The 23,156-nt window shown below is 41.6% G+C and carries 24 protein-coding genes; 8 read left to right on the top strand and 16 right to left on the bottom strand.

Annotated elements, in window-relative coordinates; genetic code table 11:
- Positions 1–38 precede the first annotated feature (38 nt).
- Positions 39–1,835 (bottom strand): DUF885 domain-containing protein, encoded by a 1,797-nt coding sequence (locus SD427_RS18405; protein ID WP_320559239.1) that lies wholly within the window; start codon positions 1,833–1,835, stop codon positions 39–41.
- Positions 1,836–2,298: 463 nt separating this feature from the next.
- On the opposite strand from SD427_RS18405, the gene SD427_RS18400 reads away from it, so the two are divergent.
- From SD427_RS18400 to SD427_RS18385, 4 genes are all read left to right on the top strand, one after another.
- A complete protein-coding gene (locus SD427_RS18400) occupies positions 2,299–2,760 on the top strand; it encodes a hypothetical protein (protein ID WP_320559238.1) in 462 nt (153 codons plus the stop codon).
- Between the two features lie 174 nt (positions 2,761–2,934).
- Complete coding sequence (locus SD427_RS18395) at positions 2,935–3,642, top strand: MotA/TolQ/ExbB proton channel family protein (RefSeq protein WP_320559237.1); 708 nt, start codon at positions 2,935–2,937, stop codon at positions 3,640–3,642.
- A 7-nt stretch (positions 3,643–3,649) separates the two neighbouring features.
- Complete coding sequence (locus SD427_RS18390) at positions 3,650–4,048, top strand: biopolymer transporter ExbD (protein WP_320559236.1); 399 nt, start codon at positions 3,650–3,652, stop codon at positions 4,046–4,048.
- 37 nt (positions 4,049–4,085) lie between these two features.
- The gene (locus SD427_RS18385) at positions 4,086–4,967 is read left to right on the top strand and encodes a ferric siderophore ABC transporter substrate-binding protein (protein WP_320559235.1); all 882 of its coding nucleotides are present in this window, start codon (positions 4,086–4,088) and stop codon (positions 4,965–4,967) included.
- Positions 4,968–4,990: 23 nt separating this feature from the next.
- Here SD427_RS18385 and SD427_RS18380 read toward each other — a convergent pair whose 3' ends face one another.
- The 10 genes from SD427_RS18380 to SD427_RS18335 form a co-directional block, all read right to left on the bottom strand.
- On the bottom strand, positions 4,991–5,386 hold the full coding sequence (locus SD427_RS18380) for a hypothetical protein (protein ID WP_320559234.1): 396 nt from the start codon (positions 5,384–5,386) through the stop codon (positions 4,991–4,993).
- A gap of 15 nt (positions 5,387–5,401) precedes the next feature.
- Positions 5,402–6,139 (bottom strand): ATP-grasp domain-containing protein, encoded by a 738-nt coding sequence (locus SD427_RS18375; protein ID WP_320559233.1) that lies wholly within the window; start codon positions 6,137–6,139, stop codon positions 5,402–5,404.
- A gap of 9 nt (positions 6,140–6,148) precedes the next feature.
- Positions 6,149–7,552, bottom strand: coding sequence for a nucleoside recognition domain-containing protein (locus tag SD427_RS18370; protein ID WP_320559232.1), 1,404 nt, complete (start codon positions 7,550–7,552; stop codon positions 6,149–6,151).
- A 573-nt stretch (positions 7,553–8,125) separates the two neighbouring features.
- Positions 8,126–8,638, bottom strand: a complete 513-nt coding sequence (locus SD427_RS18365; protein WP_320559231.1) for a DUF6973 domain-containing protein — start codon at positions 8,636–8,638, stop codon at positions 8,126–8,128.
- A 53-nt stretch (positions 8,639–8,691) separates the two neighbouring features.
- Positions 8,692–9,546: an acetyl-CoA carboxylase, carboxyltransferase subunit beta gene (gene accD, locus SD427_RS18360; protein WP_320559230.1), complete on the bottom strand. Its 855-nt coding sequence runs from the start codon at positions 9,544–9,546 to the stop codon at positions 8,692–8,694.
- Positions 9,547–9,641: 95 nt separating this feature from the next.
- On the bottom strand, positions 9,642–10,712 hold the full coding sequence (gene fbaA / locus SD427_RS18355; RefSeq protein ID WP_320559229.1) for a class II fructose-bisphosphate aldolase: 1,071 nt from the start codon (positions 10,710–10,712) through the stop codon (positions 9,642–9,644).
- A gap of 69 nt (positions 10,713–10,781) precedes the next feature.
- Positions 10,782–11,648, bottom strand: a complete 867-nt coding sequence (locus SD427_RS18350; RefSeq protein ID WP_320559228.1) for an NAD kinase — start codon at positions 11,646–11,648, stop codon at positions 10,782–10,784.
- Between the two features lie 5 nt (positions 11,649–11,653).
- The gene (locus SD427_RS18345; RefSeq protein WP_320559227.1) at positions 11,654–12,229 is read right to left on the bottom strand and encodes a CBS domain-containing protein; all 576 of its coding nucleotides are present in this window, start codon (positions 12,227–12,229) and stop codon (positions 11,654–11,656) included.
- Between the two features lie 260 nt (positions 12,230–12,489).
- Positions 12,490–13,020: an RNA methyltransferase gene (locus SD427_RS18340; protein WP_320559226.1), complete on the bottom strand. Its 531-nt coding sequence runs from the start codon at positions 13,018–13,020 to the stop codon at positions 12,490–12,492.
- A 62-nt stretch (positions 13,021–13,082) separates the two neighbouring features.
- Positions 13,083–13,961 carry a bestrophin family protein gene (locus SD427_RS18335; protein WP_320559225.1) on the bottom strand — a complete coding sequence of 293 codons (879 nt, stop codon included), beginning with the start codon at positions 13,959–13,961 and terminating at the stop codon, positions 13,083–13,085.
- A 271-nt stretch (positions 13,962–14,232) separates the two neighbouring features.
- Between SD427_RS18335 and mutS the strand changes: the two genes are divergently transcribed.
- On the top strand, positions 14,233–16,821 hold the full coding sequence (gene mutS, locus SD427_RS18330; protein ID WP_320559224.1) for a DNA mismatch repair protein MutS: 2,589 nt from the start codon (positions 14,233–14,235) through the stop codon (positions 16,819–16,821).
- 6 nt (positions 16,822–16,827) lie between these two features.
- Here the strand turns inward: mutS and SD427_RS18325 are convergent, their stop codons facing one another.
- Positions 16,828–17,259 (bottom strand): energy transducer TonB, encoded by a 432-nt coding sequence (locus tag SD427_RS18325; RefSeq protein ID WP_320559223.1) that lies wholly within the window; start codon positions 17,257–17,259, stop codon positions 16,828–16,830.
- A gap of 28 nt (positions 17,260–17,287) precedes the next feature.
- Positions 17,288–17,713: a hypothetical protein gene (locus tag SD427_RS18320; RefSeq protein ID WP_320559222.1), complete on the bottom strand. Its 426-nt coding sequence runs from the start codon at positions 17,711–17,713 to the stop codon at positions 17,288–17,290.
- A 322-nt stretch (positions 17,714–18,035) separates the two neighbouring features.
- On the opposite strand from SD427_RS18320, the gene SD427_RS18315 reads away from it, so the two are divergent.
- On the top strand, positions 18,036–18,431 hold the full coding sequence (locus SD427_RS18315) for a DUF2809 domain-containing protein (RefSeq protein ID WP_320559221.1): 396 nt from the start codon (positions 18,036–18,038) through the stop codon (positions 18,429–18,431).
- A 5-nt stretch (positions 18,432–18,436) separates the two neighbouring features.
- Here the strand turns inward: SD427_RS18315 and SD427_RS18310 are convergent, their stop codons facing one another.
- The 3 genes from SD427_RS18310 to SD427_RS18300 are packed head-to-tail and all read right to left on the bottom strand — an operon-like array spanning position 18,437 to position 21,208.
- Complete coding sequence (locus SD427_RS18310) at positions 18,437–19,351, bottom strand: YARHG domain-containing protein (RefSeq protein ID WP_320559220.1); 915 nt, start codon at positions 19,349–19,351, stop codon at positions 18,437–18,439.
- Positions 19,348–19,986: a DUF2306 domain-containing protein gene (locus SD427_RS18305; RefSeq protein WP_320559219.1), complete on the bottom strand. Its 639-nt coding sequence runs from the start codon at positions 19,984–19,986 to the stop codon at positions 19,348–19,350. The genes SD427_RS18310 and SD427_RS18305 overlap by 4 nt, the downstream gene beginning before the upstream one ends.
- A gap of 19 nt (positions 19,987–20,005) precedes the next feature.
- The gene (locus tag SD427_RS18300) at positions 20,006–21,208 is read right to left on the bottom strand and encodes an NAD(P)/FAD-dependent oxidoreductase (RefSeq protein ID WP_320559218.1); all 1,203 of its coding nucleotides are present in this window, start codon (positions 21,206–21,208) and stop codon (positions 20,006–20,008) included.
- A 294-nt stretch (positions 21,209–21,502) separates the two neighbouring features.
- Here SD427_RS18300 and SD427_RS18295 point away from each other — a divergent pair, with 294 nt between their 5' ends.
- Complete coding sequence (locus SD427_RS18295) at positions 21,503–21,994, top strand: acyl-CoA thioesterase (protein WP_320559217.1); 492 nt, start codon at positions 21,503–21,505, stop codon at positions 21,992–21,994.
- Positions 21,995–22,076: 82 nt separating this feature from the next.
- The gene (gene thiL, locus SD427_RS18290; protein ID WP_320559216.1) at positions 22,077–23,138 is read left to right on the top strand and encodes a thiamine-phosphate kinase; all 1,062 of its coding nucleotides are present in this window, start codon (positions 22,077–22,079) and stop codon (positions 23,136–23,138) included.
- Positions 23,139–23,156 lie beyond the last annotated feature (18 nt).

The raw sequence follows: 23,156 nt of genomic DNA, 5'->3' as shown, positions 1-23,156 counted from the left end.
ATAAAATTGAGTGGCATATGGTAAATCTATTAACAGTTTTATTTCTGTTTCTTCGCCCAAAGATCCATTTTCCTGTTCAGCACATCCAACGGAAGGCATCCCTGGCTTAATACTTCATCATGAAACTTGGCCAGGCTGAACTTTTTCCCAAGTTCCTTCTGGTATGTTTCCCGCAGCTCACGGATTCTCAGGGAACCGATTTTGTAGCCCAAGGCCTGTCCCGGCATGGCCATATACCGTTCCACTTCTGCGGTTGCGCCGGCTTCGTCATAAGCGATATTGCTCAGGAAATATTTAATGGCTTCCTCTCTTTTCATGGTTCCGGTGTGTAGGCCGGTATCCACAACCAATCGTACGGCCCTCAGCATCTGGTCGCTCAGATAGCCCATTTTCTGGTAAGGATCGGTATATAAGCCGAATTCAGGACCCAGCGTCTCACAATAATGCGCCCAGCCTTCACCATAAGCACCGAACCAGCCGAATCTCATAAATTTCGGAAGTTCCGTGTTTTCCTGCTGAAGAGAAACCTGATAGTGATGTCCCGGAATGGCTTCATGTAAGAAAAGCGATTCCATTCCTGAAGTGACATTGAATTTCGCAGGATCAGGAAGCGGAACATAAAAAATGCCCGGCCTTTTCCCGTCAGGGGTTCCCTGGATATATTCTGCGCTGGCACTGGCCTCTCTGAATTTTTCAGTCTGGCGGATCTCAAATTTTGTTTTCGGGGTAACGGAAAACATGGTTTTCAGCTTTGGGGTAATTTTCGCCAGAATCCCGTTAAATGCGTCCATCACTTCTTTTGAGGTGGTATACGGCATGGCCTTCGGATCTGTTTTTACAAAGCTGATAAATTCTTCCAGCGTTCCGGTAAAGCCTACCTGCTGCTTTACTTTTTCCATTTCTGCACGGAGCATGGCAACCTGCTGCAGCCCGGTTTTATTGATGGCTTCGGGAGACTGGTTGGTGGTTGTCCAGCTTTTTACGTAAAACTGATAGATTTCTTTTCCGTTCGGCAGGCTGTTGTAACCGTCCGTATCACGGGCCTTCGGCAGGTATTCCTTTTCCAGGAAATCGCCCATTTGGATATAGGCCGGAATAATTTTTTTGGTAATCACCTCTTTGTAAGATGCTGTAAGCCTTTCTTTCTGCTCTTTGGTGAAATCCTTCGGGAAATTGTTAATCGGTCCGTAAAAAATATTTTTATCGGGATCGGCTGATGTAATTTCTTCCGCTCTCATCTGCGGGATCATTTTAACCACCAGTTTCTTAGGCAGCACTATTTTACTGTTGATGCCTTCGCGGAAATTATCAGCTGCCGCATTCATCCAGTCCGGGAATTTCTCCATTCTCTTCATCCAGTCGCCGTAATCTTTTTCGGTTTTGAACGGCTGGCTTCCCTGGCCGCTTCCATACAGCGGAAAAGTCAGCGGGAGGCCGCCAAACTGTGTAAACGGAATGTATTCCGGATGATAGGCATAGGCTTCAATCTTATCTTTTAAGGTATAGTCCAGTACATCATAGATTACTTTTTTCTCATCCGGAAGGTTTTTATAATCAACATTCTCAAGCTGTTTCTGTACGGAATGATAAAACGCCACTTCCCCGGAAATAAAATCTTTGTCAATGGTAATCGGAAGCTGGTCATTGTATCTTAAATCGCCCTGTGAAGTTGCTTCCAGAGGGTACATCTTCAGATACTGCTCATAATAATTGGAAGCTATGGAATCCAGGTTGGAAGGGGTCACTTTTGTTAAAGGGGAATCTGATTTTTTGCAGGAAATAAGACTTGCTACTAAACCTAAACCCAGAATACTTTTCGATACAATGCTTTTCATTTTTCAGAATATTTGTGAGGCAAATGTAAATATTAAAACAATAATAAAAAGGCAAAGATTATTTTTTAGCTCTGATTTTCTCAATGCCGCAAAAAATTCTGCCTCTGATAAGTCCGCGAAATCTTTTCTGAAATTTCGTGATGATATGGTTTAAAGTAAATGGTACGGGATTAATTTTTATGTACAGTCCACTTTTTTAGCCCCGATAGAAACGGTTACCCCACAGCAGGAGAGGCAGAAGCGGCTGTGCGAGGAGTAAGAGTGGATAGCGGGAAACAGCTCCTGAAATAAAATTCTGAAGTTTAAGGTTGCTATCTTTAAAATACTCTTTAAGCAAGGCTATTTTAAATTATCAATTATTTTTTAAAAATAATTTTCAAAAAATTTTTCACATTCAATCTATTGTTTATCTTTGTTGAAAACGTTTAACAATCATAGTATTACAGTTCTTTTTTAAGAAATAATGAAAGGGATTTTAAAAATTTACCATCCGGAGGAAACGCTAAAGTACAATATCAGAAACACTTATTGTAAAGCGGTTTACAGCAACCAGCAGCATTTATTAGAGGTTGAAATAATTACGGATGACAGCCTGGATCATGTAGATGATGATTCTCTGCAGTACAACTTTCCGCAACTTTCACTTGAAGTTTTTGATTTCCCCCTGGAATCAGGTGAAATAGAAGGGAAAACCATCAGGATCAACGATTCAGACGAAGATACTTTTACCGAAGTGGATCTGTTTGATGATGAAGATGCTTTTATTTATGATAATGAGCTCCAGTTTGAAAAAAACGAAGAAGATGTGCTCCAGGTAATCTGGAAAGGCACCATTGATGATTTCTATACCGGATCAGACACCCCGATTCCTTTCAGGCTGAAATGTGAATTCAAGCAGGATGATATTGTGGTAGACGAAGACTAAAAAGTCTTTCTCCAGATAATTTATACAAGTAATTTCTTTTCAAAAACGGTTTGAAGAGAAATTTGCTGTTTTGGGTAATAATAGATTTTAAGTGGTTTTTAAGCAATTTTTAAGAGAACATTTCATAATATTCCATTACATTTGTCGTTACAACTTTTATAAAAATACATATTAATGCTGTTAACGGAACTTACTCAGATTTTATTCGCACAGGTTACAACATCTGCGGTGGCAGAGGCTCCCAAGAAAGTATTTTCATTCTGGGAAATTATGTTTCACGGAGGAATATTCGCAAAAATAGTAATGGTTACAGTATTGTTACTGGGGATATTCTCGGTCTATCTTTTCTTTGAGCGGTTTTTCTTCATCAAAAGGGTCACCTCAAAAACCGATGCCGATTTCATGAATAACATTGAAGATTTTATCAAAGAAGGGAAGATTGAATCTGCAGCAGATTACTGTAAAAGGCAGAATTCGCCGGAAGGAAGAATCCTGGAGAAAGGAATTTCAAGACTGGGGCGGCCGGTTTCTGATATTGTCAGCGCCATGGAATCCCAGGCACAGGTTGAAGTGGCAAATATGGAAAAAAACCTGAACCTTTTGGCCGTAGTACCCAGTATTGCTCCGATGCTCGGGCTTTTGGGGACCGTAATCGGGATGATTATTGCATTCTTTGATTTATCCAATATGGAAGGGGCTTTCTCCCCGAAAACGCTTTCCGAAGGAATCTATACGGCATTGGGACAGACGGCAGTCGGTCTGGCCGTAGCCATTCCGGCGAACTTTTTCTACAATATCCTTTTAACGAGGATTGATAAGTTTGTTCTGAAAGCACAGAATATGTCCGGTGAATTTCTAGATTTAATCAACAAACCTTTATAATATTTCAATGAAGATTCAGAGAAAAAATAAAGCCCGCCCGGAATTCAGTTTAGCTGCGATGACAGACGTTATCCTGCTGATGCTGATCTTCTTTATGATCACCTCCTCTGCAGCCAACCAGAGCGCGATTGATGTAAAGCTGCCAAAAACAGGGGCTGTTGATGACAACATTCCGAATCCGCTTACCGTAAGCATCAAGCCGGACGGATCTTATTTTGTAGATGACAGTCCTGTGAATAAAGGAGACTTAGAGCAGGTGGTAGTGAATAAGCTTGCCGGCCAGACCAATAAGTCCTTTACCATCCGGGCAGATGAAAACACGATGCATAAAGACGTGGTTTTTGCGATGGAAATTGCTGAAAAACATAAGTTTAACATTGCCATTGCAACCGTTAAAGATAAATAGCCAATCAATCCGGAAGATCCGGTAAGATCATGTAAAGATGAGAAGCGATAGTATAGGTAAGAATGAACAGAACAGAGACCGGATAAAAAGCGCGCTGCTTTCTGTCCTGATATGGTCTGCCATCCTGCTGTTTGTTTTTTTATATAAATTAAAGCCGAAGCCTCAGGGGCAGGAGCCGGAAGTGATCACGACCATGCTGGTGAACTTCGGGGACAACAGGAACGGAAACGGAGCGGAGGAGCCGGCTGACCAGCCGGGAAGCCTGGCAGCACCGTCAGAAATTACTCCGGACCCTTTAGAAGCGGCTGTTCCGGAAACAAAAACAGTGATTGAACCCCAGCCTCAGCCGGAAACCAAGAAATCCGAGGCTAAAGATAAGATCATTACCGGGAATAATGCTAAAGTTACGGTTCCTAAAAAAGAAGAATCAAAAGAGAATAAAAAATCAACGGCCAGCACAAGTGCTTCCAAAACTTCAAAAAAATCCGGTGCGGCAACGGCCAATTCAAAAACCGGAAACGGGGACGGTAAAGGCACGGCAGCAATCGGCAACCTGATCAGGGGTAGAGGCACCAAAGCCGGAAGCCAGGGCGACGGCGACGGAATCGGAAATGCCGGGGATCCGTTAGGCGGTGACGGGAATGGCGACAGCAAAGTGGGAATCGACCGCAAGCTGGTCGGGTTTATTCCCGGGACCATGGGCCGAGGCGGTTCTCAGCCGGCCAACAGCTGTACGGCAAGCGGAACCATTACGGTAGCTTATACGGTAGATAAGGCAGGAAATGTAGTTTCCGCAAGAAGATCAGGCGGTACAGCCGATCCGTGCATCGCATCAACCGCCGTTTCATGGGTAAAAAGATACGTAAAAGCGGAAAAGTCCGGTGTATCTTCCACCGGAACCTATAAAATTACCTTCTAAAATTTAAAAGCACTTTATTTACTTTATGATTCAAGTGCTTTTTTTATTTCATTAATCCTGTTGATCACCGGAAGCGCAAAAATTCCGCTGGTCTGCAGGTACAGTTCATAACATGTTTTTGATTTGTCTAACCAGTCTGTATTGTTATTCTGCCTGCCGGTAAAATAGAAAAGGTTTCCCAGCATTTCATAATAATCCTTATGGTCCCTTTCCTGTCTTTCATTAACCATTTCAATAAGTTCTTCTTTGGATTTTGAGGAAATTTCAGTAAAATCCATTTTAAAAATATCCTTCATTAAGGAATCGAAATCCAGCTCTTTCTGCATCAGGCTTTCTTCAGGCTTATCAAGGATCAGTTTTTCCAGTGCCTGGGTCAGCTGGCGGATCAGGCGCAACGTAAATTCTTTATCAGTAATCATATAATATATTTTGAATTAAAAGTTTAAGTAATCTTCTGTATGGGTTAATTCGCTCCACCTTGCGGAAAGGAATTTTGCATAATGGGCAGATGAAATTCCGTATGTCCCCAGTGAATGCCCGTCATTCACTTCTATCAATACGGTTTCATTATTTCCGGTAATACCAAAGTCCAAGGCATATGAATTGGGCTGAGAGGTAAACCGCTCAATGGCATCTTCTGCCGTTTTTACGTCTAATTTCGTATCCCAATCGCCTTTGTACCTTCTGATATCCAGGATTTCTTTATACCGGATGAAACAGCGCCATTCCGTTTTAAAGTCAATACGTTCTGAGCACCAGATTTCTGTATCTTTTTCCTGATCAATCAATCCCAGGAAATCCATTTCATGTCTGATGACCTTTCCAGCAAATAATTTGGTCTCGGTTTTGGGCTTAATGAAGATATTCCGGCTGTTTTTATCCTTAAAAATGGTATTGACAGTGGATTCCCATACTTTTCTTTTTAAAAACGGCTTTAATTCTTCAGGATAATCTATTTCTTTATCAGTACGGGCTATATTCAGGTTTTTAAGCCTTTTCCTTACATTTCCAATGCCGCCGACTAATATATTCTCAGGATTGTCATCTGAAATTTCGTCTGCATTGACAAAATTCCCGGTTTCATAGCCAAAATTTCTGAAGCCCTCGAAAGCTACAAAAGCATTAATATTATAGAACTCACCATCTTTATCAGTCTGAATATAGGCTTTCATAAATTCAGGTTAAGCGAAGAAAAGATAAGCCAAAGCAATTGCCGTAATAACACCTACCAGATCTGCCAGAAGCATGGCCACCACTGTATATCTTGTGTTTTTCACGGCTACAGCTCCAAAATAGACGGCGATCACATAAAAAGTTGTATCTGAGCTCCCCTGGAGAACCGCTGCCAGTTTGCCCTGGAAACTGTCGGCTCCGAAGGTTGACATGGTATCCACCATCATGCCCCGTGCTCCGGAACCTGATAATGGTTTGATTAAAGCAGTTGGAAGCCCGTCCACGAACCTTGCATCCAGATCTGCCCTGTAAGCAACCCATTTCATGCCGTCGATAACTACATCAAAAACCCCGGAAGTCCTTAACAGGGAAATGGCAATCAGCATCCCGACCAGGTAAGGGATAATTTTCACACAAGTCCAGAAGCCCTCTTTTGCCCCTTCGATAAATGCATCAAAAACATTGATTTTCTTATAAACCGCACCCAGGACAATCGCCAGGAAAATAAAGAGGATCAGTCCGTTGCTCAGTACTTTGCTGAAAATATCCAGTTCATCTTTATTTAATTGTACCAGATACAGAACCAGCAGCGCAATCATTGCGGAAATCCCGCCCACATAGGCAATAACAACCGGTTTTAATAAGTTGATCTTCTGGTATAGTGAAACGATGACCATAGCGGCTAAAGTTGCGGCAAATGTTGCAATCATGCAGGGAAGAAAAATATCGGTCGGAGTTTTTGAACCCATGGAAGCCCGGATGGCGATAATCGAAACGGGAATCAAAGTCATTCCTCCGGCATGAAGGCAGAGGAACATGATCTGGGAATTGCTCGCGGTATCTTTATCGGGGTTCAAAGACTGCAGGCTTTCCATCGCTTTCAGTCCGAATGGCGTGGCCGCATTATCCAGTCCCAGAAGATTGGCACTGAAATTCATCAGCATATGTCCGAAAGCAGGGTGGTTTTTGGGGATGTCCGGAAACAGCCTGGAGAAAAAAGGCTGGATCAGCCTGCTTAAAAGATTGATGCCGCCTGCTTTTTCAGCAATACTCATGAATCCCATGAACAGCGTCATGATACCAATAAGGCCGATGCAGATCTTTACTGCCGTTTCAGAAGTCCCGATAACGCCATCTGCTTCCTGCACCCGGTACACCTTCACTTCCTGTTTCAGGGAATCCGTTTTATAATGGATGCGGCTTTCTGCAAAGTCAGGCTTTTTCATCAGGCTGTCCCGCACCACAGGAGACAAAGTGCTTATTTTCTGTGTGGAGATCTGCACGGTATCGCCGCCTTTTCCTACCACCATATCATTAAAAATGGTTTGGTAATGGCTTGATGAAATGTATTTTATACCGGCAATGGCAATGGCAATAATGATGAATGCCGACCAGATTCTGCTGAGGACCATAGATTAAATTAGATGGGTTAAACTTATCAAAAAAACTTCAGATTACAAAGCAGGCAGGTACATTTGAACATTTGTAAATGCTGGATAACCCGGAAATGTTCAGTATCCGGCTGTACAGGAAACGTCTTTTATCGGGAGCTTGTTCCGGCTATCCACTTTTACTCCTCGCGCAGCAGCAGTTCCCGGCCTGCTGTGGGGTAACCGTTTCTATCCGGGCTAGGGATGTGGCAGGGAGTGAATCCTCAGGCTTTTTCTTATAGAAGAGAGAAGTTTATTGTTTCGGATCAGTCCCGTCAGAATTCTTATACATTTTCACTGTTATTCCGGAAGATAAAAATTTTAAAATTAGAAATGTTATTCCTGATTTGAAGCGGAGGGTTAAATCCAGTAAGCAGATGGATAACCGGATGATAAAAGCATGATCGGTTGAATATTTAAGCTTAGATAGAAAGAAATGCTACTGAAGCTGTTGTTACTTACATGTGTAAGGTAATGGTAATTATTTTAATTCCAGATATTTAGCTATTTTGTGTTAAAGGCACGGATAATGTACGGCAGGAATTTCAAACAGCTCTATTTCTCGTCCAGATACACCAGGAAACCTTCAAAATCGTCATCTGTATCCTTCAGTATTTTGGCATCTTTCATTTTTTTCTCCAGTCCGTTGATGAAAAAGCTCTTTTCAAAAAACTGGCGGTGGACGCCTTCAAGCATTTCCATAAAATAATCCATTCCTATCTTGTTGTTGTGAAGATCCATTTTGGTTTCCAACAGCTTGTTGGGGAAAAGTTCTTCGTGAAGATCCGTAATTCTTTTGCAGAAATCCAGGGCTTTTTCAGGAGAAGAGACCTTGCAGCAGTACATCAGGATAAAACAGCACCAGAGTGCATGCCTGAATGAATTTCCGATGCCGTTGGTAGAGGCCGTATCCGGAAATTTTCTCTGAGCAATGCTGTACGCTTTAAGCGTAGCGTAAAAACTCAGTACAGCAAAAACAGGATGGGGGAGAACAAGCGACAGAAGGCGCATGATCTTTTTTAAGCTCATACTCCGGATGGTGTTGAAAAATATTCTGAAAGTCCTCATCAATAAAAATCTCTCCCTAATTAATCAGGGAGAGAATATCTTGTTATACTATTTTAGGCTTTTACCGTCAGTAGATTGATTGTTTTAGCAACAATATCCTTTATTTCGGTTCTTTTTACAATGAAATCCACAAATCCTTTTTCCTGAAGGAATTCAGAAGTCTGGAACCCTTCGGGAAGGTCTCTTCCGATGGTTTCGCGGATTACCCTAGGTCCTGCAAAACCGATCAGCGCCTTAGGCTCAGCCATAATGATATCGGCTGTCATGGCAAAAGAAGCCGTAATTCCTCCGAACGTCGGGTCGCACAGATAAGCAATATATAAAAGGCCTGCTTCTGAAAGCTGTGCCAGCTTTGCCTGAACCTTAGCCAGCTGCATCAGGGAATAAGTAGCTTCCTGCATTCTTGCCCCTCCCGACTGACAGATAATCATATAAGGAAGCTTCTTTTCTATGCAGTAGTCAACAGCTCTTCTTATTTTTTCTCCCATGACAGAACCCAAAGAACCTCCGATAAAGGCGAAATCCATACAGGAAACCACCATTTCGGTCCCTTTTACGGTTCCTACCGCATTTCTGATGGAATCGGTAAGTTTGGTCTTGGCTCTTACCTCTTTCAGCCGGTCTGCATAAGGTTTCGTATCCTTAAAGTTCAGGATGTCGATACTTTCAACATTGGCATCCAGCTCAGTGAACTTCCCTTCGTCAAAAAGGATATCAAAAAATTCGGCACTTCCTATTCTTACATGAAAGCCGTCTTCAGGAGAAACATAGTTGTTTCTCTTCAATTCGTCATGCTCAACAATTTTTCCGGAAGGAGTCTGATGCCAAAGACCTTTGGGAACGTCTTTTTTCTCATCAGTAGATGTCGTGATATTTTGTGCTTTTCTTTTAAACCACTCGAATGCCATAGTGTCTGTATTAGTGTATAATGAAGAAAAGTACAATGTTTAAAGTAGAATGCAGTTAATTACATTTTACGCTATACATTGTACTTTTTACAAAATTATTTTAAAGTATTTATGTTATTTAAATCTTCAAATGCGCGAACCAGCCTTTTAGAGAATGTTTCCTCACCTTTTCTTACCCATACCCTCGGGTCATAGAATTTTTTGTTCGGTTTTTCTTCTCCGTCCGGATTTCCGATCTGGGCTCTCAGATAATCAATATTGTCAACCATGTAATCTCTTACGCCTTCCGTATAAGCAAACTGCAGATCGGTATCGATATTCATTTTGATAACTCCGTAGTCAATCGCTTCCCTGATTTCTTCCAGTGTGGACCCGGAACCTCCGTGGAATACGAAATTCACCGGCTTTTCAGCAGTCCCGAATTTCTCCTGAACATATTTCTGGGAATTGTCAAGGATTTTCGGGGTCAGGACTACGTTTCCTGGCTTATATACGCCGTGTACATTACCGAAAGCGGCTGCAATGGTAAAGTTTTCAGAGATAGCTTTCAGCTTTTCATACGTATAAGCTACATCTTCAGGTTGCGTATACAGTTTTGAATTGTCAACATCAGAATTGTCAACACCATCTTCTTCACCTCCTGTAACACCGATTTCCACCTCAAGGGTCATCTGCATTTTAGCCATTCTTTCGAAATATCTTGCAGATGTTTCAAGGTTTTCTTCAAGGGATTCCTCAGAAAGGTCAAGCATATGGGAAGAGTACAGTGATTTTCCGGTCTGTCTGAAGAATTCTTCGCTGGCATCCATTAAGCCGTCGATCCAAGGCAATAATTTCTTGGCACAGTGGTCCGTATGAAGAATTACGGTAGCTCCGTAAGCTTCTGCCAGGGTATGGATGTGTTTCGCTCCGGCTACACCTCCCAGAATGGCCGCTTTCTGTCCATCATTGCTTAACCCTTTTCCTGCATTGTAGGCAGCACCTCCGTTAGAGAACTGGATAATAACAGGCGAGTTCAGCTTTGCTGCAGTTTCCATTACTGCATTTACATTGCTGGAACCAATGACGTTCACTGCGGGTAATGCAAATTTGTTTTCTTTAGCATGCTGAAAAATATCGGTAACTAATTGACCTGTGGCAACTCCTGCCGGGAAAATTCTGCTCATGTTTTACTTTTTAATATAAATTATTCGGATTGTAAAATTCCTGTAAAGGTAATCATTTTTGCTTAATTGCTAATTTCTTTTGTCCCGCCCCCAAAGCAGCTTTTGGCGGATGGTTTCATAGAAGCTCAGGTTATTGGGCTGCACGAGAAGGATCTGGAAATTTGCTTTTCTGATGATAATTTCCTTATCTGTTTCTATGTGGATCAGTCTGGAGTCCAGGGAAAGGGAGTATTGTGATACTCGGCTCTCCACTTTAAATTTAATTTCAACCCGGTCATTGACCACCAGCGGCCTTACGTTAAGGTTGTGAGGGGCAATAGGGGTAATGACAAAATTTTCGTTGTTCGGGGAAATAATGGGCCCGCCACAGCTCAGTGAATAAGCGGTAGAACCTGTAGGCGTGGAGACGATGACCCCGTCTCCCCAGAATACATTCAGGAACTCATTATTAATGTAAGAATCTACCGTTACCATCGAAGTGGTTTCTTTTCTGGATAAGGTAACGTCATTCAGTGCATACGGGAAAAAACCTTCCAGTTCGGGCGAAACCACCTGGATCACGGAGCGCCGGCTTGTTTTTACGTCGCCTTTTAAAATGGAGTCCAGTTCATTGAAGGCTTCTTCTTTGGTAAAACTGGCCAGGAAACCTAATCTGCCGGTATTTACCCCTACGATAGGGATTTCAAGATCCTCTATAAAGGTCAGGGAATTGACAATGGTGCCGTCCCCGCCGAAGGTAAAGAACAGGTTTACTTCTTTATCCAGAAGGTCCTGTTTGCAGTTAAAGGTTTCAAAAATTTTTGAAAACTGAAGCGCTTCAGCCATTTCATCATATAAAACAGACTTTATCCCTCTGTTTTCAAGCTCGGAAATAAACTTGCTTAAATATAAAAAAGTATCAAGATCTTTTTTCTGGGAATATATAGCTGCCTTCATTGGTATTATATTTCTATGAATTTCTGGAAAAACCCGAACCTGTCCTGAAACAGATCAGATTTGTCATCAGAATAATATTTCTGTACAATCCTGTAATCGTAACGGTCAAATGTTTCATCAATGGAGCTCAGGTTTTCATTGCTGATCTTAATGGTCACATGAATTGCCTCATCTGACATAAAACTGATAAAAGCCCCGTAAAATTTAGAGTTATTGCTTTCAACGATGTTGGCAATTTCCGTCATTGAATATTTCCTCGCAGGCGTTTCCACGGTGAGAATAGCCCCTGATTCTGAAAACAGCGGATATTTTGAAAGATCCTGGAAAATATCTTCACAGCTGATGTACCCGAGGTATTTTTCATTCTTGTTGATCACCGGGACCACATTGGCATTGAATGTATGAAACAACCGGATGCTGTCCATGATATTATTGTCATCAAGGATCGCGAAGCGTTCAATCTGGTGTTCAAGATCCTTCAGCGTGCCTTCTTCTTCATAGAGAAAATCTTCGGCAATCGCACCGTAAAAATGATTGGATTTTTTAATGAAAATATGAGAATATCCAAATGCGTCTATCATGTCCCTTGCTGATTCTATAGAGTCAGTCAGATTAAAACACGGAAAATCTTTTGAGATATAGTCTTTGATAAACATTATGCTAATTTATAAAAAATTAAATGAAACTTTTTCTGAAACGCTAATTTTTTTTTATTAAAAAATAAAAAAATGATTTTAAAATTTGCCCGTGACGAAAAAATAGGTATCTTTGTCGCCTTTCATTTTTACTTTTTATTAGATTTATTTCAAACTGCACTGTCTGTTAGGCATTTGCAGTTTTTTTATTGCCATATTTTGGCAAATTCCCACATCACAATTCCTCCGCAAACGCTTACATTTAAAGAATGCTTGGTTCCCAGTTGCGGGATCTCAATAAAAGAATCGATATGATTCAATGCTTCATCACTGATCCCTTCCACTTCATTTCCCAGAACCACCGCATATTTTTTGGAAGGATCAACAGAAAAATCCGTGATCATCCTGCTGTTGGTGGTCTGCTCGATACCCACCACTTCAAAACCCTGCGATTTCAGATGATGGATAGCCGTATTGATATCCGGCTCATGGCTCCAGTCCACACTTTCCGTAGCACCCAGCGCGGCTTTGTGAATTTCACGGTGGGGCGGCTGAGGCGTAATGCCGCAGAGGATAATTTCCTGAACCAGGAAGGCGTCCGCTGTCCTGAATGTTGCGCCCACATTATGCATGCTCCTGATGTTGTCCAGCACCACGACCAAGGGAATCTTTTTAACGGTTTTAAAAGTTTCAACGTCGATCCGGTTAAGTTCTTCCAGTTTTAGTTTATGTACCAATTGTCTGTATTTAATGGGGTTATGAATAATATTTACGATCTTTAACAGAATAAAGATTTTTATTAGGATAGGCCCATGATCTGATGGACGCTCTTTTCAATATTCTGGGCAATCGATTCCATGGGGATATCATTTTCATCATTGCTGAACGGGTCTTCAATTTCTTCGGCAATCATTTCAAGGCTCATTAAAACATAATACACAAAAACCGTCAGCGGAATCATGAACAGACCGATAGAGATGACATACGCCACCGGTAAAGCCAGTACATAAAGAATGATGAATTTCTTTACGAAAGAAGAGTAGGAATACGGAATCGGGGTGTTCTTGATCCTTTCACAGCCTCCGCATACATCAAGAAACCCTGAAAGCTGCGTATCCAGATACAGCATTTCCATATCTGAAATTTTCCCCTGCTTTTTGAGCTGATGCAATTTATGGGTTAAAAGAATAATGATTTCGCTGGGCCCGTGATGCTTTATGTAGTCTTCGATTTCAGAATAGTCTTCATCCAATGCCAGTCTTGTGGATTCTTTGGAAAGATGCTGTGCCAGAAAATGCGGAAAGTATTTCAGGTATCCGGCGATCTGTTCCAGGTCCTGCCTGTCGTTTTCAAGAATAGATTTGATTTTAATCGCAAAGTTGCGTGAATCATTGACCAGTTTGCCCCAGAGCTTCCTGCCTTCCCACCATCGGTCATAAGCCGTATTGGTCCTGAAAACCAGCAGCAGGGACAGTACAAAACCCAGCAGCGAATGGATCATGCTGACATTACTGATGGGTGATTTTGAAGAAAGATGGAGGTATTCCACTTCCAGGTATTCAATCCCCCAGGAGTATAATCCAACCAGGATCATCGTCGGAAAAAGGATCTTCATCGTATCACTTTTGTGCAGGCTGAAAAGGATTTTCAGAAAATGTTTGGTATTGTAAACTCTCATAAGCAGGGTTGCTGGTGCAAAGATAAAATTTTCATTTTGATCACCGCTTCGCCGGAAACGATTAATTACGCGGTCTTTTCATTTCTTTATGAGATTAATCTGTAAGATGATATTGCATAAAAATACTTCAATCGGCATCATATATATATTGATTAAGAAAAGCAAGCCGGAGAACCCTGAAAGAATAATGTTTCCCGTTATGCTTTTCAAAAACTTTAATCCTTTTATTTTATTTCATACTTTTACCATCCTAATTTTAAGATCGATTTTAATGGCAAAGGCAGTGAAGAAAGAAACTCCGTTAATGACACAGTACAATACCATCAAGGCCAGATACCCTGATGCGCTTTTGCTATTTCGGGTAGGGGATTTTTACGAGACTTTCGGGCAGGATGCCGTTAAGACCTCTCAGATTTTAGGGATTGTCCTTACCAAAAGAGCCAATGGGGAAGGACATATCGAACTGGCCGGGTTTCCGCACCATTCAGTAGATTCTTATCTCCCCAAACTGGTAAGAGCCGGAATGAGGGTAGCCATCTGCGACCAGCTGGAAGATCCTAAAACCGTAAAAGGGATTGTAAAAAGGGGCGTGACGGAGCTGGTTACTCCCGGCGTTACTTTCAATGATCAGGTTTTGAACTCAAAAAAGAACAATTTCCTGCTTTCCCTTCATAAGGAAAAAGAAAGGTTCGGGATTGCCCTGGTGGATATTTCTACCGGAGAATTTCTGGTAAACGAAGGAAATCTGGAGAAGCTTCTTCACATTGTCAATACTTTTGATCCCAGTGAGATTATTTACCAGCGAAGTGCCCAGATCCCGGAACAGTTTAAAAATAAAAATGCCTTTAAGCTTGAAGACTGGGCTTTCCAGTATAATTTTGCTTATGAAAAGCTGACGAACCATTTCAAAACCAATTCTTTAAAAGGCTTCGGTATTGAAAGCCAGCCGCTGGCCATTACAGCCGCAGGCGCTATCTTTGCCTATCTGGTAGAAGATACGCACCATAATTTACTGTCCCACATCACCAAAATCCAAGTTATCCCGCAGGAAGATTTCCTGATGATGGATCATTTTACCTTAAGGAACCTGGAAATTATCTGCCCAAGCAGCCCGCAGGGCAAGTCATTGCTGGATATTATTGACAAGACCTCCACTCCGATGGGCGGAAGGCTGCTGAGGAGAAGGATCATTCTGCCGCTGAAATCGGTAAGTGAAATCGGGAGGAGGCTTTCTTTAATTGATTTTTTAAACGAAAACGACCCTCTTAAATATGAAATTTCTCAGTTACTAAAGTCGATTTCGGATTTAGACCGTTTGATGGGGAAACTGGCTGCAGAGAAAATTTCACCTAAAGAATTAGGCTATCTCCGCCAGAGCCTGATCAGTATCCATAAAATCAAGGCTTTGCTGCATCCTCATGCCGATGTTCTTGCATGGCTGGACCCTCTGTATGATCAGGATGAACTGATTAAATGCCTGCAGGACCACCTCAATGATGAGCTGCCGGTGAACCTGGCCAAGGGAAATGTGATTAAGGAAGGGATTTCTGAGGAACTGGACCATCTGAGAGGGCTTCAAAGCAAAGGACGCGGATTTCTGGATGAAATGTGCCATAGGGAAGTTCAAAGGACAGGGATTTCAAGCCTTAAGATTGATTTTAATAACGTCTTCGGATATTATATCGAGGTCAGGAATACCCATAAAGATAAAGTGCCCGCCGATTGGATCAGGAAACAGACCCTGGTGAATGCCGAACGTTACATTACGGAAGAACTGAAGGAATATGAAAGCCAGATTCTGGGAGCCGAAGAAAAAATCGGGGTTCTGGAACATGAGCTGTACCGGAATGTCTGTACCGAAACCATGATCTATATTGACCGGATTCAGGAAAATTCAAACCTCATCGCACAGCTGGATGTTGCGGTAGGTTTATCTGAGCTGGCCGTTTCCGAAAGCTATACCAAACCGGTTTTAACGGAAACTTTTTCAATCGATCTGAAAGAAGCCCGGCACCCGATCATTGAGAACGCGCTTCCGCTGGGTGAAAAATATATTCCGAATGATATTTTCCTGGATAAAGATTCTCAGCAGATCATCATGGTTACCGGCCCGAACATGGCCGGTAAATCGGCCATCCTCCGTCAGACGGCCATTGTCTGCCTGATGGCACAGATCGGAAGCTTTGTACCGGCGAAACATGCGGAAATCGGCATCCTGGATAAAATTTTCACCCGGGTAGGTGCATCGGACAATATCTCTGCCGGTGAATCCACCTTTATGGTCGAAATGAACGAAGCCGCCAATATCCTGAATAATATTTCTGAGCGCAGCCTGATCCTGCTGGATGAAATCGGGCGCGGAACCTCTACCTATGATGGGGTTTCCATAGCCTGGGCCATTGCAGAATACCTTCACCAGCATCCCACGCAGGCAAAAACCTTATTTGCTACGCATTACCATGAACTGAATGAAATGACGGTAAATTTTGAGAGGGTAAAGAATTTCCATGTTTCTATCCAGGAGAATAAAGGCAACATTATTTTCTTAAGGAAACTGATCCCTGGTGGAAGCGAACACAGCTTCGGTATCCATGTTGCCAAACTGGCGGGGATGCCTTCAAAAGTAGTCAACAGAGCCAATGAAATCCTGAAAACACTGGAAGCCAGTCGTACGCAGGGCACTTCGTCTGAAGGCATCAAAAGGGTAACAGAAGAAAACATGCAGCTCTCTTTCTTTCAGCTGGATGATCCGGTTCTGGAAAACATCCGTGAAGAACTGACAAAAATCGATATCAATACGCTGACCCCGATTGAAGCGTTAATGAAGCTTAATTCGATAAAAAAAATGATTGGAAAATAAATCCAATCATTTTTGTGTTTCAAAATGCATCGTTAACGGAATTCTGAACCTGTAACGAACTTTTTCACCGTTTCTTTCCGCCGGAATCCATTTGCCTTTAATTTTTGAAATGGCTCTTAAAGCTTCCTGATTAAATGGCTCATTATCTCCAATCGTTTTTATGTCTGTCATAGATCCGTCCGTATCAATGACGAAAATAATCTCACAGGTTTCTTTTTTCCCTGAATAAACGATTTTTCGCTTCCGGAAATTTTGATAAAGCATATCTTGGAACACTTTATTCCCTTTTAAAAACTGCGCCGGCTTTTCTGCATCAATGATTGCTCTGCCGTTTTTTTCTCTTATCACCAGTTCGTTCAGTTCCGTCGTTGCAATTGCCTGTTCCTGGGCCGGGCTAAAACCGCTGTATGCCAGACATAGGATTATTATTATCTTCATAAGTAAAGTAGGCCTTAGCCGCAAAATATCAATACTTTTTTAAAGTCAGAGGAAAAGTATACAGGTAACGGACGGGTTCGCCGTTGATGGTGGCAGGCTTCCATCTTACGAATAGCCTCCGCACCGCTACTTCTGCAGCCTGCCCGTGCTGTTTGTTGTCGCTTACCGCTGTTACATACCTTACATATCCGGTTTTTTCCACGATGAAATAAACACGGGTGTTGATCTGTTTGGATTTTACATCAATAACATCCATTTTCTCGGCAAACTTTTTTTTAAACGTCTCCATGCCGCCGGGGAATTCGGCAGGGACATCTGCTTTGGTAACCGCATCATCGAGTTTCATTTTTGTTTTCAGAACCGCATAATCCGGAAGCTGGGATACAGAGGCGTACTCCTGTGCCGCGATTGAAACACTGAAATATAAAGCTAAAAAAAACAGGATCTTTTTCATAATATGCAAAAATAAAATATGTTTTCAGGAAAGCAAAAAAGGCACCGAAGCCATCTTCAGTCTAAGCACCAGGCAGAGTAACGATCCACTTTATCAGTAAAACCAGCAGTGTGAGTACAGAAAATACCGTAAAGCCTGAAAAAATTCTCAATAAATGGGTTTTAATTTTTTTGTCGGGCTGCTTTATCTTTAATTTTGCAAGTGTAATAAAGCCTGCGTAATACATGCATAACAGAACCGGAGGAATAAAAATTAAAAATATAAAATCTGCCATATCGATAATGATTAATGTAACAGCGTTCAGGCCATAATATACATTCAGATGATCAAAATAAAGTTCAGTACAATCTATTTTCTGCTTACCCTTCTGCTTTTTGTCACGGAGGTATCCATTGCTACAAAGTTAAAGGATATTTTCTTTGTAAGGGCTTATCTCGGGGATGTTATTGTCGTGATGCTGCTGTATACTTTCATCAAAAGTTTCTTTGTCATTAACCGCAATGATCAGCTCATTGCAGGAATTTTCATTTTTTCCTGTTTCATAGAATTGGCGCAATACTTCAACATTGCTGAACGACTAAGTTTCAGGCCCGGCAGCCTGATGTATATTGTTATCGGGAATTCTTTTTCCTGGATTGATATTTTGTGTTACGCTGCCGGGTGTCTGCTGATGTTTGTATTCTTACAGATAAAAATAAAAAAGGATAATTTAAATTAGTTTAATTATCTCCCAAAGGTATCGTATTTATCCTCAGCATATTTGATGAAACGGTTCAGCAGGGTTACGTTTTCTTTTTCCATTGGTGAAAGATCATTGTCTACGTTATCTGAAACGGGGATGTACCAATCCGTCTGCTCGAAGAAATTTCTGTAGGTGGCCTTTTTAAATGAATAGCCATGCCTTGCAAAGATGGAGTTTTTAATAATTTCCAGGTCCAGCTTCCGTAAGTTTTTAAGGTCTTTCTCAGCCAGCTTCTGCTTAGAGGCGTTTATTCTGAACACGGCATCAGAAGCAATCCTGTTTTTGGAAGCGGTATAACTTTCTGTTTTCCCGGTTTCTTCATCCGTATATTTCTCAACAAAATTTTTGGGATTCTCCCAGTCGATCAGGTCATTATCCGGGCTCAGCATAAAATTCGGGTTGTAAGTGAACTCTTTTTTTACCAGTCTCACCCGTTTTGAAGATACTTTCACCGCAGATTTATTAAATGCGTTCCAGCTTCCTGTAAGGCTGTCATGGTTTAGTTTAACTTCAAACCTTCCGTCGGTTTTATTATTGCCCGGCTCATCCAGTACAAAAGATTTGGCTGCTTCATTAAAAACCCCGCGGAAAGGCCTCTGGTTTCCGTCTACAATGCTTTGTCCGTAAACGCTGTCTTTGGTAATCCTGTTGATCTTCAAAGAAATCTTTTTGAATACATCACCTTCATATTCTTCATCCATTTCAGGGGTGATCATCTCTTTTCCGGCAAAATCGCCCATATAAATCCCGTAGTATTCCTTATAAATTTCAGGCGCTGCCGCAGGGTCTTTTTTTGCTGGAAGGTTTTTTGAGGAAATGTCTGCCGTTGAGTCTTTTTTGCAGCTTATTAAGCTGATCGTCAATAATCCGGCTAATGCCAATGGTGTAATTTTCATATCTTTTTTTTTGTGATTAAATATTCAATTAATAATATATTCGGAACCCAGCCCAGCCATGCAATGGCCTGATATGCGTCCATCGGGTCCGGGTGGAATAAATATACAATAATTACTTTCCACATTCTTAGGGTGACTGCAGATAATGTAAGGGCAAAGCTCCGCCACATCCACTGTTTATGTTCCTTGAACTTCTGCTGCTTTGCCAGCCGGTAAGCCATAAAGGTTAAAAACCACCATAAACAGCCCAGAGTAACGAAAGAAATCTTCGATAGGGTTTCGCCATTGGCAAAAACCCCCATATAAATTCCGGACGGTGCCGCAAAAATCAGGATAAGGAAAATATAAATCTTCCCTGAATTTTTATGGAAATTTCCTAATCCGAAATTTTTTCTGAGAATGGCTGAAAATCCGCTCAGCAAAACAAAAATACTGGTATAGACATGGGTATAGAAAAAATACAGATACTCCGGCTGCTGCCCGATTTCTGTCTGCTTGATCATTAAAAAACCTACATCCGCTTTTGAAGGAATATATTCCAGCGTAATTTTTATCATCAACCAAAAGAAATACCCGAACCCGATGATTAAAAGGGTCTTAAGTATGTTTGGAATGTTTTTTTTGACTGAAAGCATTGATACTCTATAATTAAATTTACTTTAAATTCAGATCCTGCGCAATAAGCCATGCCTCGCTCCAGCACGCCTGAAAATTAAATCCGCCCGTTACCGCATCAATATTCAGAACTTCTCCGGCAATATAAAAATCCGGCAAAATTTTTGAAGCCATGTTTTTAAAGTTAATTTCCTTTAAATCAACACCTCCGGCGGTTACAAACTCATCTTTAAAAGTCGATTTTCCGGTTACCCGGAATTTTTTTCTGCACACGTTTTCAACGATCGCCAGCATTTCCTTTCCTGAAAGCTGGGCCACCTGCTTATTCAGGTCAACCTTTGAAACCTCCAGAATCCTTTGCCAAAAACGGTTCGTGATGTCAAATATTTTTGACTGCCCGATGGTTTTTTTTGGATTCGACTGCCTGAAATGCTGAAATAATCCTTCCGCATCCTCAATGTCTTTGGAAATAAAATTCACTTCAATTTCAAAGTTATATTTTGCTTTCGCCAGGTTGATCGCTTCCCACGCCGAAATTTTCAGAATCGCGGGGCCTGAAAGCCCCCAGTGCGTAATTAGCAGCGGTCCGCTTTCTTCCGTTTTTAAGGTTGGAATGGATGTTTCCGCCATTTCAAAACTTGTTCCGGCCAGGTCTTTCAGTAAATCATCTTTAATATTGAAGGTAAAGAGGGAAGGAACCAGATCAATGATTTTATGGCCCAAATGCTCGATCATTTTAAGGGATTTCGGGGAGCTTCCGGTTGCGTAGATTACAAAATCAGCTTCAAAATCGCCCAGGCTGGTTTTAATTACATATTTTCCGTCTGATTTTTCAATTTCCTTAACGGAGCATTTCGTCTTTACCTCAACATTTTTCTGTTGGATTTCCTGAAGTAAAATATTGATAATGGTTTGTGAAGAATTGCTTTCAGGGAAAACCCGGTTGTCATTTTCTATTTTTAAGGGCACATTGCGCCGCTCGAACCAATCCATGGTATCACCCGGCTGAAATTTGGTGAAAACACTTAACAGTTCCTTGTTTCCACGGGGATAGAACTGCACCAGTTCCCGCGGATCAAAACAGGCATGGGTTACGTTGCAGCGGCCTCCCCCGGAAATTTTAACTTTCTGAAGGACATCCGAATTCTGTTCGAGAATCGTAATCTTATATTTTGCTTCGTCAAGATTGGCTGCACAGAAAAAGCCTGATGCCCCGCCTCCGATAATGATAATTTGCTTCATAGTCTTTTAATCTTATGCTCAAGATTATTTTTGCAAAACTACAATTTTTATAAACCATCTTATTTGAGTAATTTTGAAGAATATAATTTTTTGGACTTTGATGAAATTACAAGCCATAACTTATGTTTTTTTGATTGCTGGTCTTCATTATTTATTCAATTTGTTATTCTATAGGATCTGAGTTGAATTGTAAACAGAGGTGTTAATATTCCTGCAGAATGATAACAAAGCGATGATTTTCTTAAGTATTATGACGGATAGGTTCAGGAGTTCATATTTTAAAACAATTTTTACATGATATTTTACCATAAATTCGAAGTACGCTGGAGCGATCTCGATGCCAACAAACACCTGGCAAACTCATCATACGTACAATACTGTGCACAAACCCGAATGGCTTTTATGAAGCAGGAAAAAATGGGTGTTACCCAGATGAGCCGATGGGGAATCGGCCCTGTGATCATGCATGAAAGGTTTTCTTTTTTTAAGGAAATATTTGCAGATCAGACCGTTGTTGTAAGCCTGGAAATTGATGCCTGTGCAGAAGACTGTTCCATCTACCGTTTTGTGCACAAATTTTATACGCCGGAAGGGGAGCACTGTGCCACTGCAGAAGCAACAGGGGTCTGGATTGATACGATGCTGAGAAAAATGACTACCCCGCCGGAAGATGTGGTAGAGGCAATGAATAAATATAGATCTCCGGAAACCGTAGTCTTAACAAGAGAAGATTTCAAAAAACTTCCTTTCCGTCCGGAAAATATTGATCCGGCAAAACTGAACTGATGATGATGGAAGATAAGTGGATATAGAATAAAAATATTCAAAATCATTTATCAAAATTATTTACCACTTATAATTAAAAGATATGTTTGAAGATAAAGAACCGGAATTGACGCCGATTTCCAAATTAGGGGAATTTGGCTTAATAAAACACCTGACAGAACATTTTCCGTTAGCCAACGGATCTTCTGAGCTTGGGGTGGGAGATGACGCAGCCGTGATCAATCCTGAAAATAAAAAAGTAATCCTTACTACTGATGTCCTGGCAGAAGGGGTTCATTTCAATTTAGGATACGTTCCGTTGAAGCACCTGGGATATAAAGCCGTTGTGGTGAACTTGAGTGATATTGCCGCGATGAATGCAACGCCGACACAGATTTTGGTTTCCCTGGCGGTTTCCAACCGTTTTCCGGTGGAAGCATTGGAGGAAATCTATGCCGGAATTCAGGCGGCCTGCAAAAGGTATAAGGTTGATTTAATCGGCGGGGATACAACGAGTTCCAATGCCGGACTGGTGATGAGCATTACCGCTGTCGGACTTGAAAATGACGAAAATATTGTAAAAAGAAGTACGGCAAAACCAAATGACCTGCTTGTGGTAACCGGCGATTTAGGCGGAGCGTATATGGGACTTCAAATCTTAGAAAGAGAGCATGCTGTGTTCTTAGCCGATCCGAATATGCAGCCGGAAATGGAAGGCTATGATTATATTCTGGAAAGGCAGCTGAAGCCGGAGGCAAGAACCGATGTGAAAGCCATATTAGAACAGCTGGATATCAAACCGACTTCCATGATTGACGTTTCAGACGGCCTGGCTTCGGAAATCCTGCATCTTTCTGACCAGTCACAGGTTGGATTCAGGCTGTATGAAGAGAAAGTCCCGATGGATAACCTGACGATTACAACGGCGGATGAATTTAATTTAAACCCGGTGATGGCTGCTTTAAGCGGAGGAGAAGATTACGAACTGCTGTTCACCATTTCCCCGAATGATTTCGATAAAATGAAAAACCATCCAGACTTTACGGTTATCGGCCATGCGGTTGAGAAAGAAGAGGGTAATTTTATGGTAGCCCGGGGCTCTAACCAGCTGGTTGCTCTAACGGCACAGGGCTGGGATGCTTTTCTGGGAAGCCAGCAGGGATAGGATAGACAAGTTATCATA

This window comes from Chryseobacterium sp. JJR-5R (assembly GCF_034047335.1).
Taxonomy (GTDB): Bacteria; Bacteroidota; Bacteroidia; order Flavobacteriales; family Weeksellaceae; genus Chryseobacterium.
This window is presented reverse-complemented; position numbering and strand designations above follow the sequence as displayed.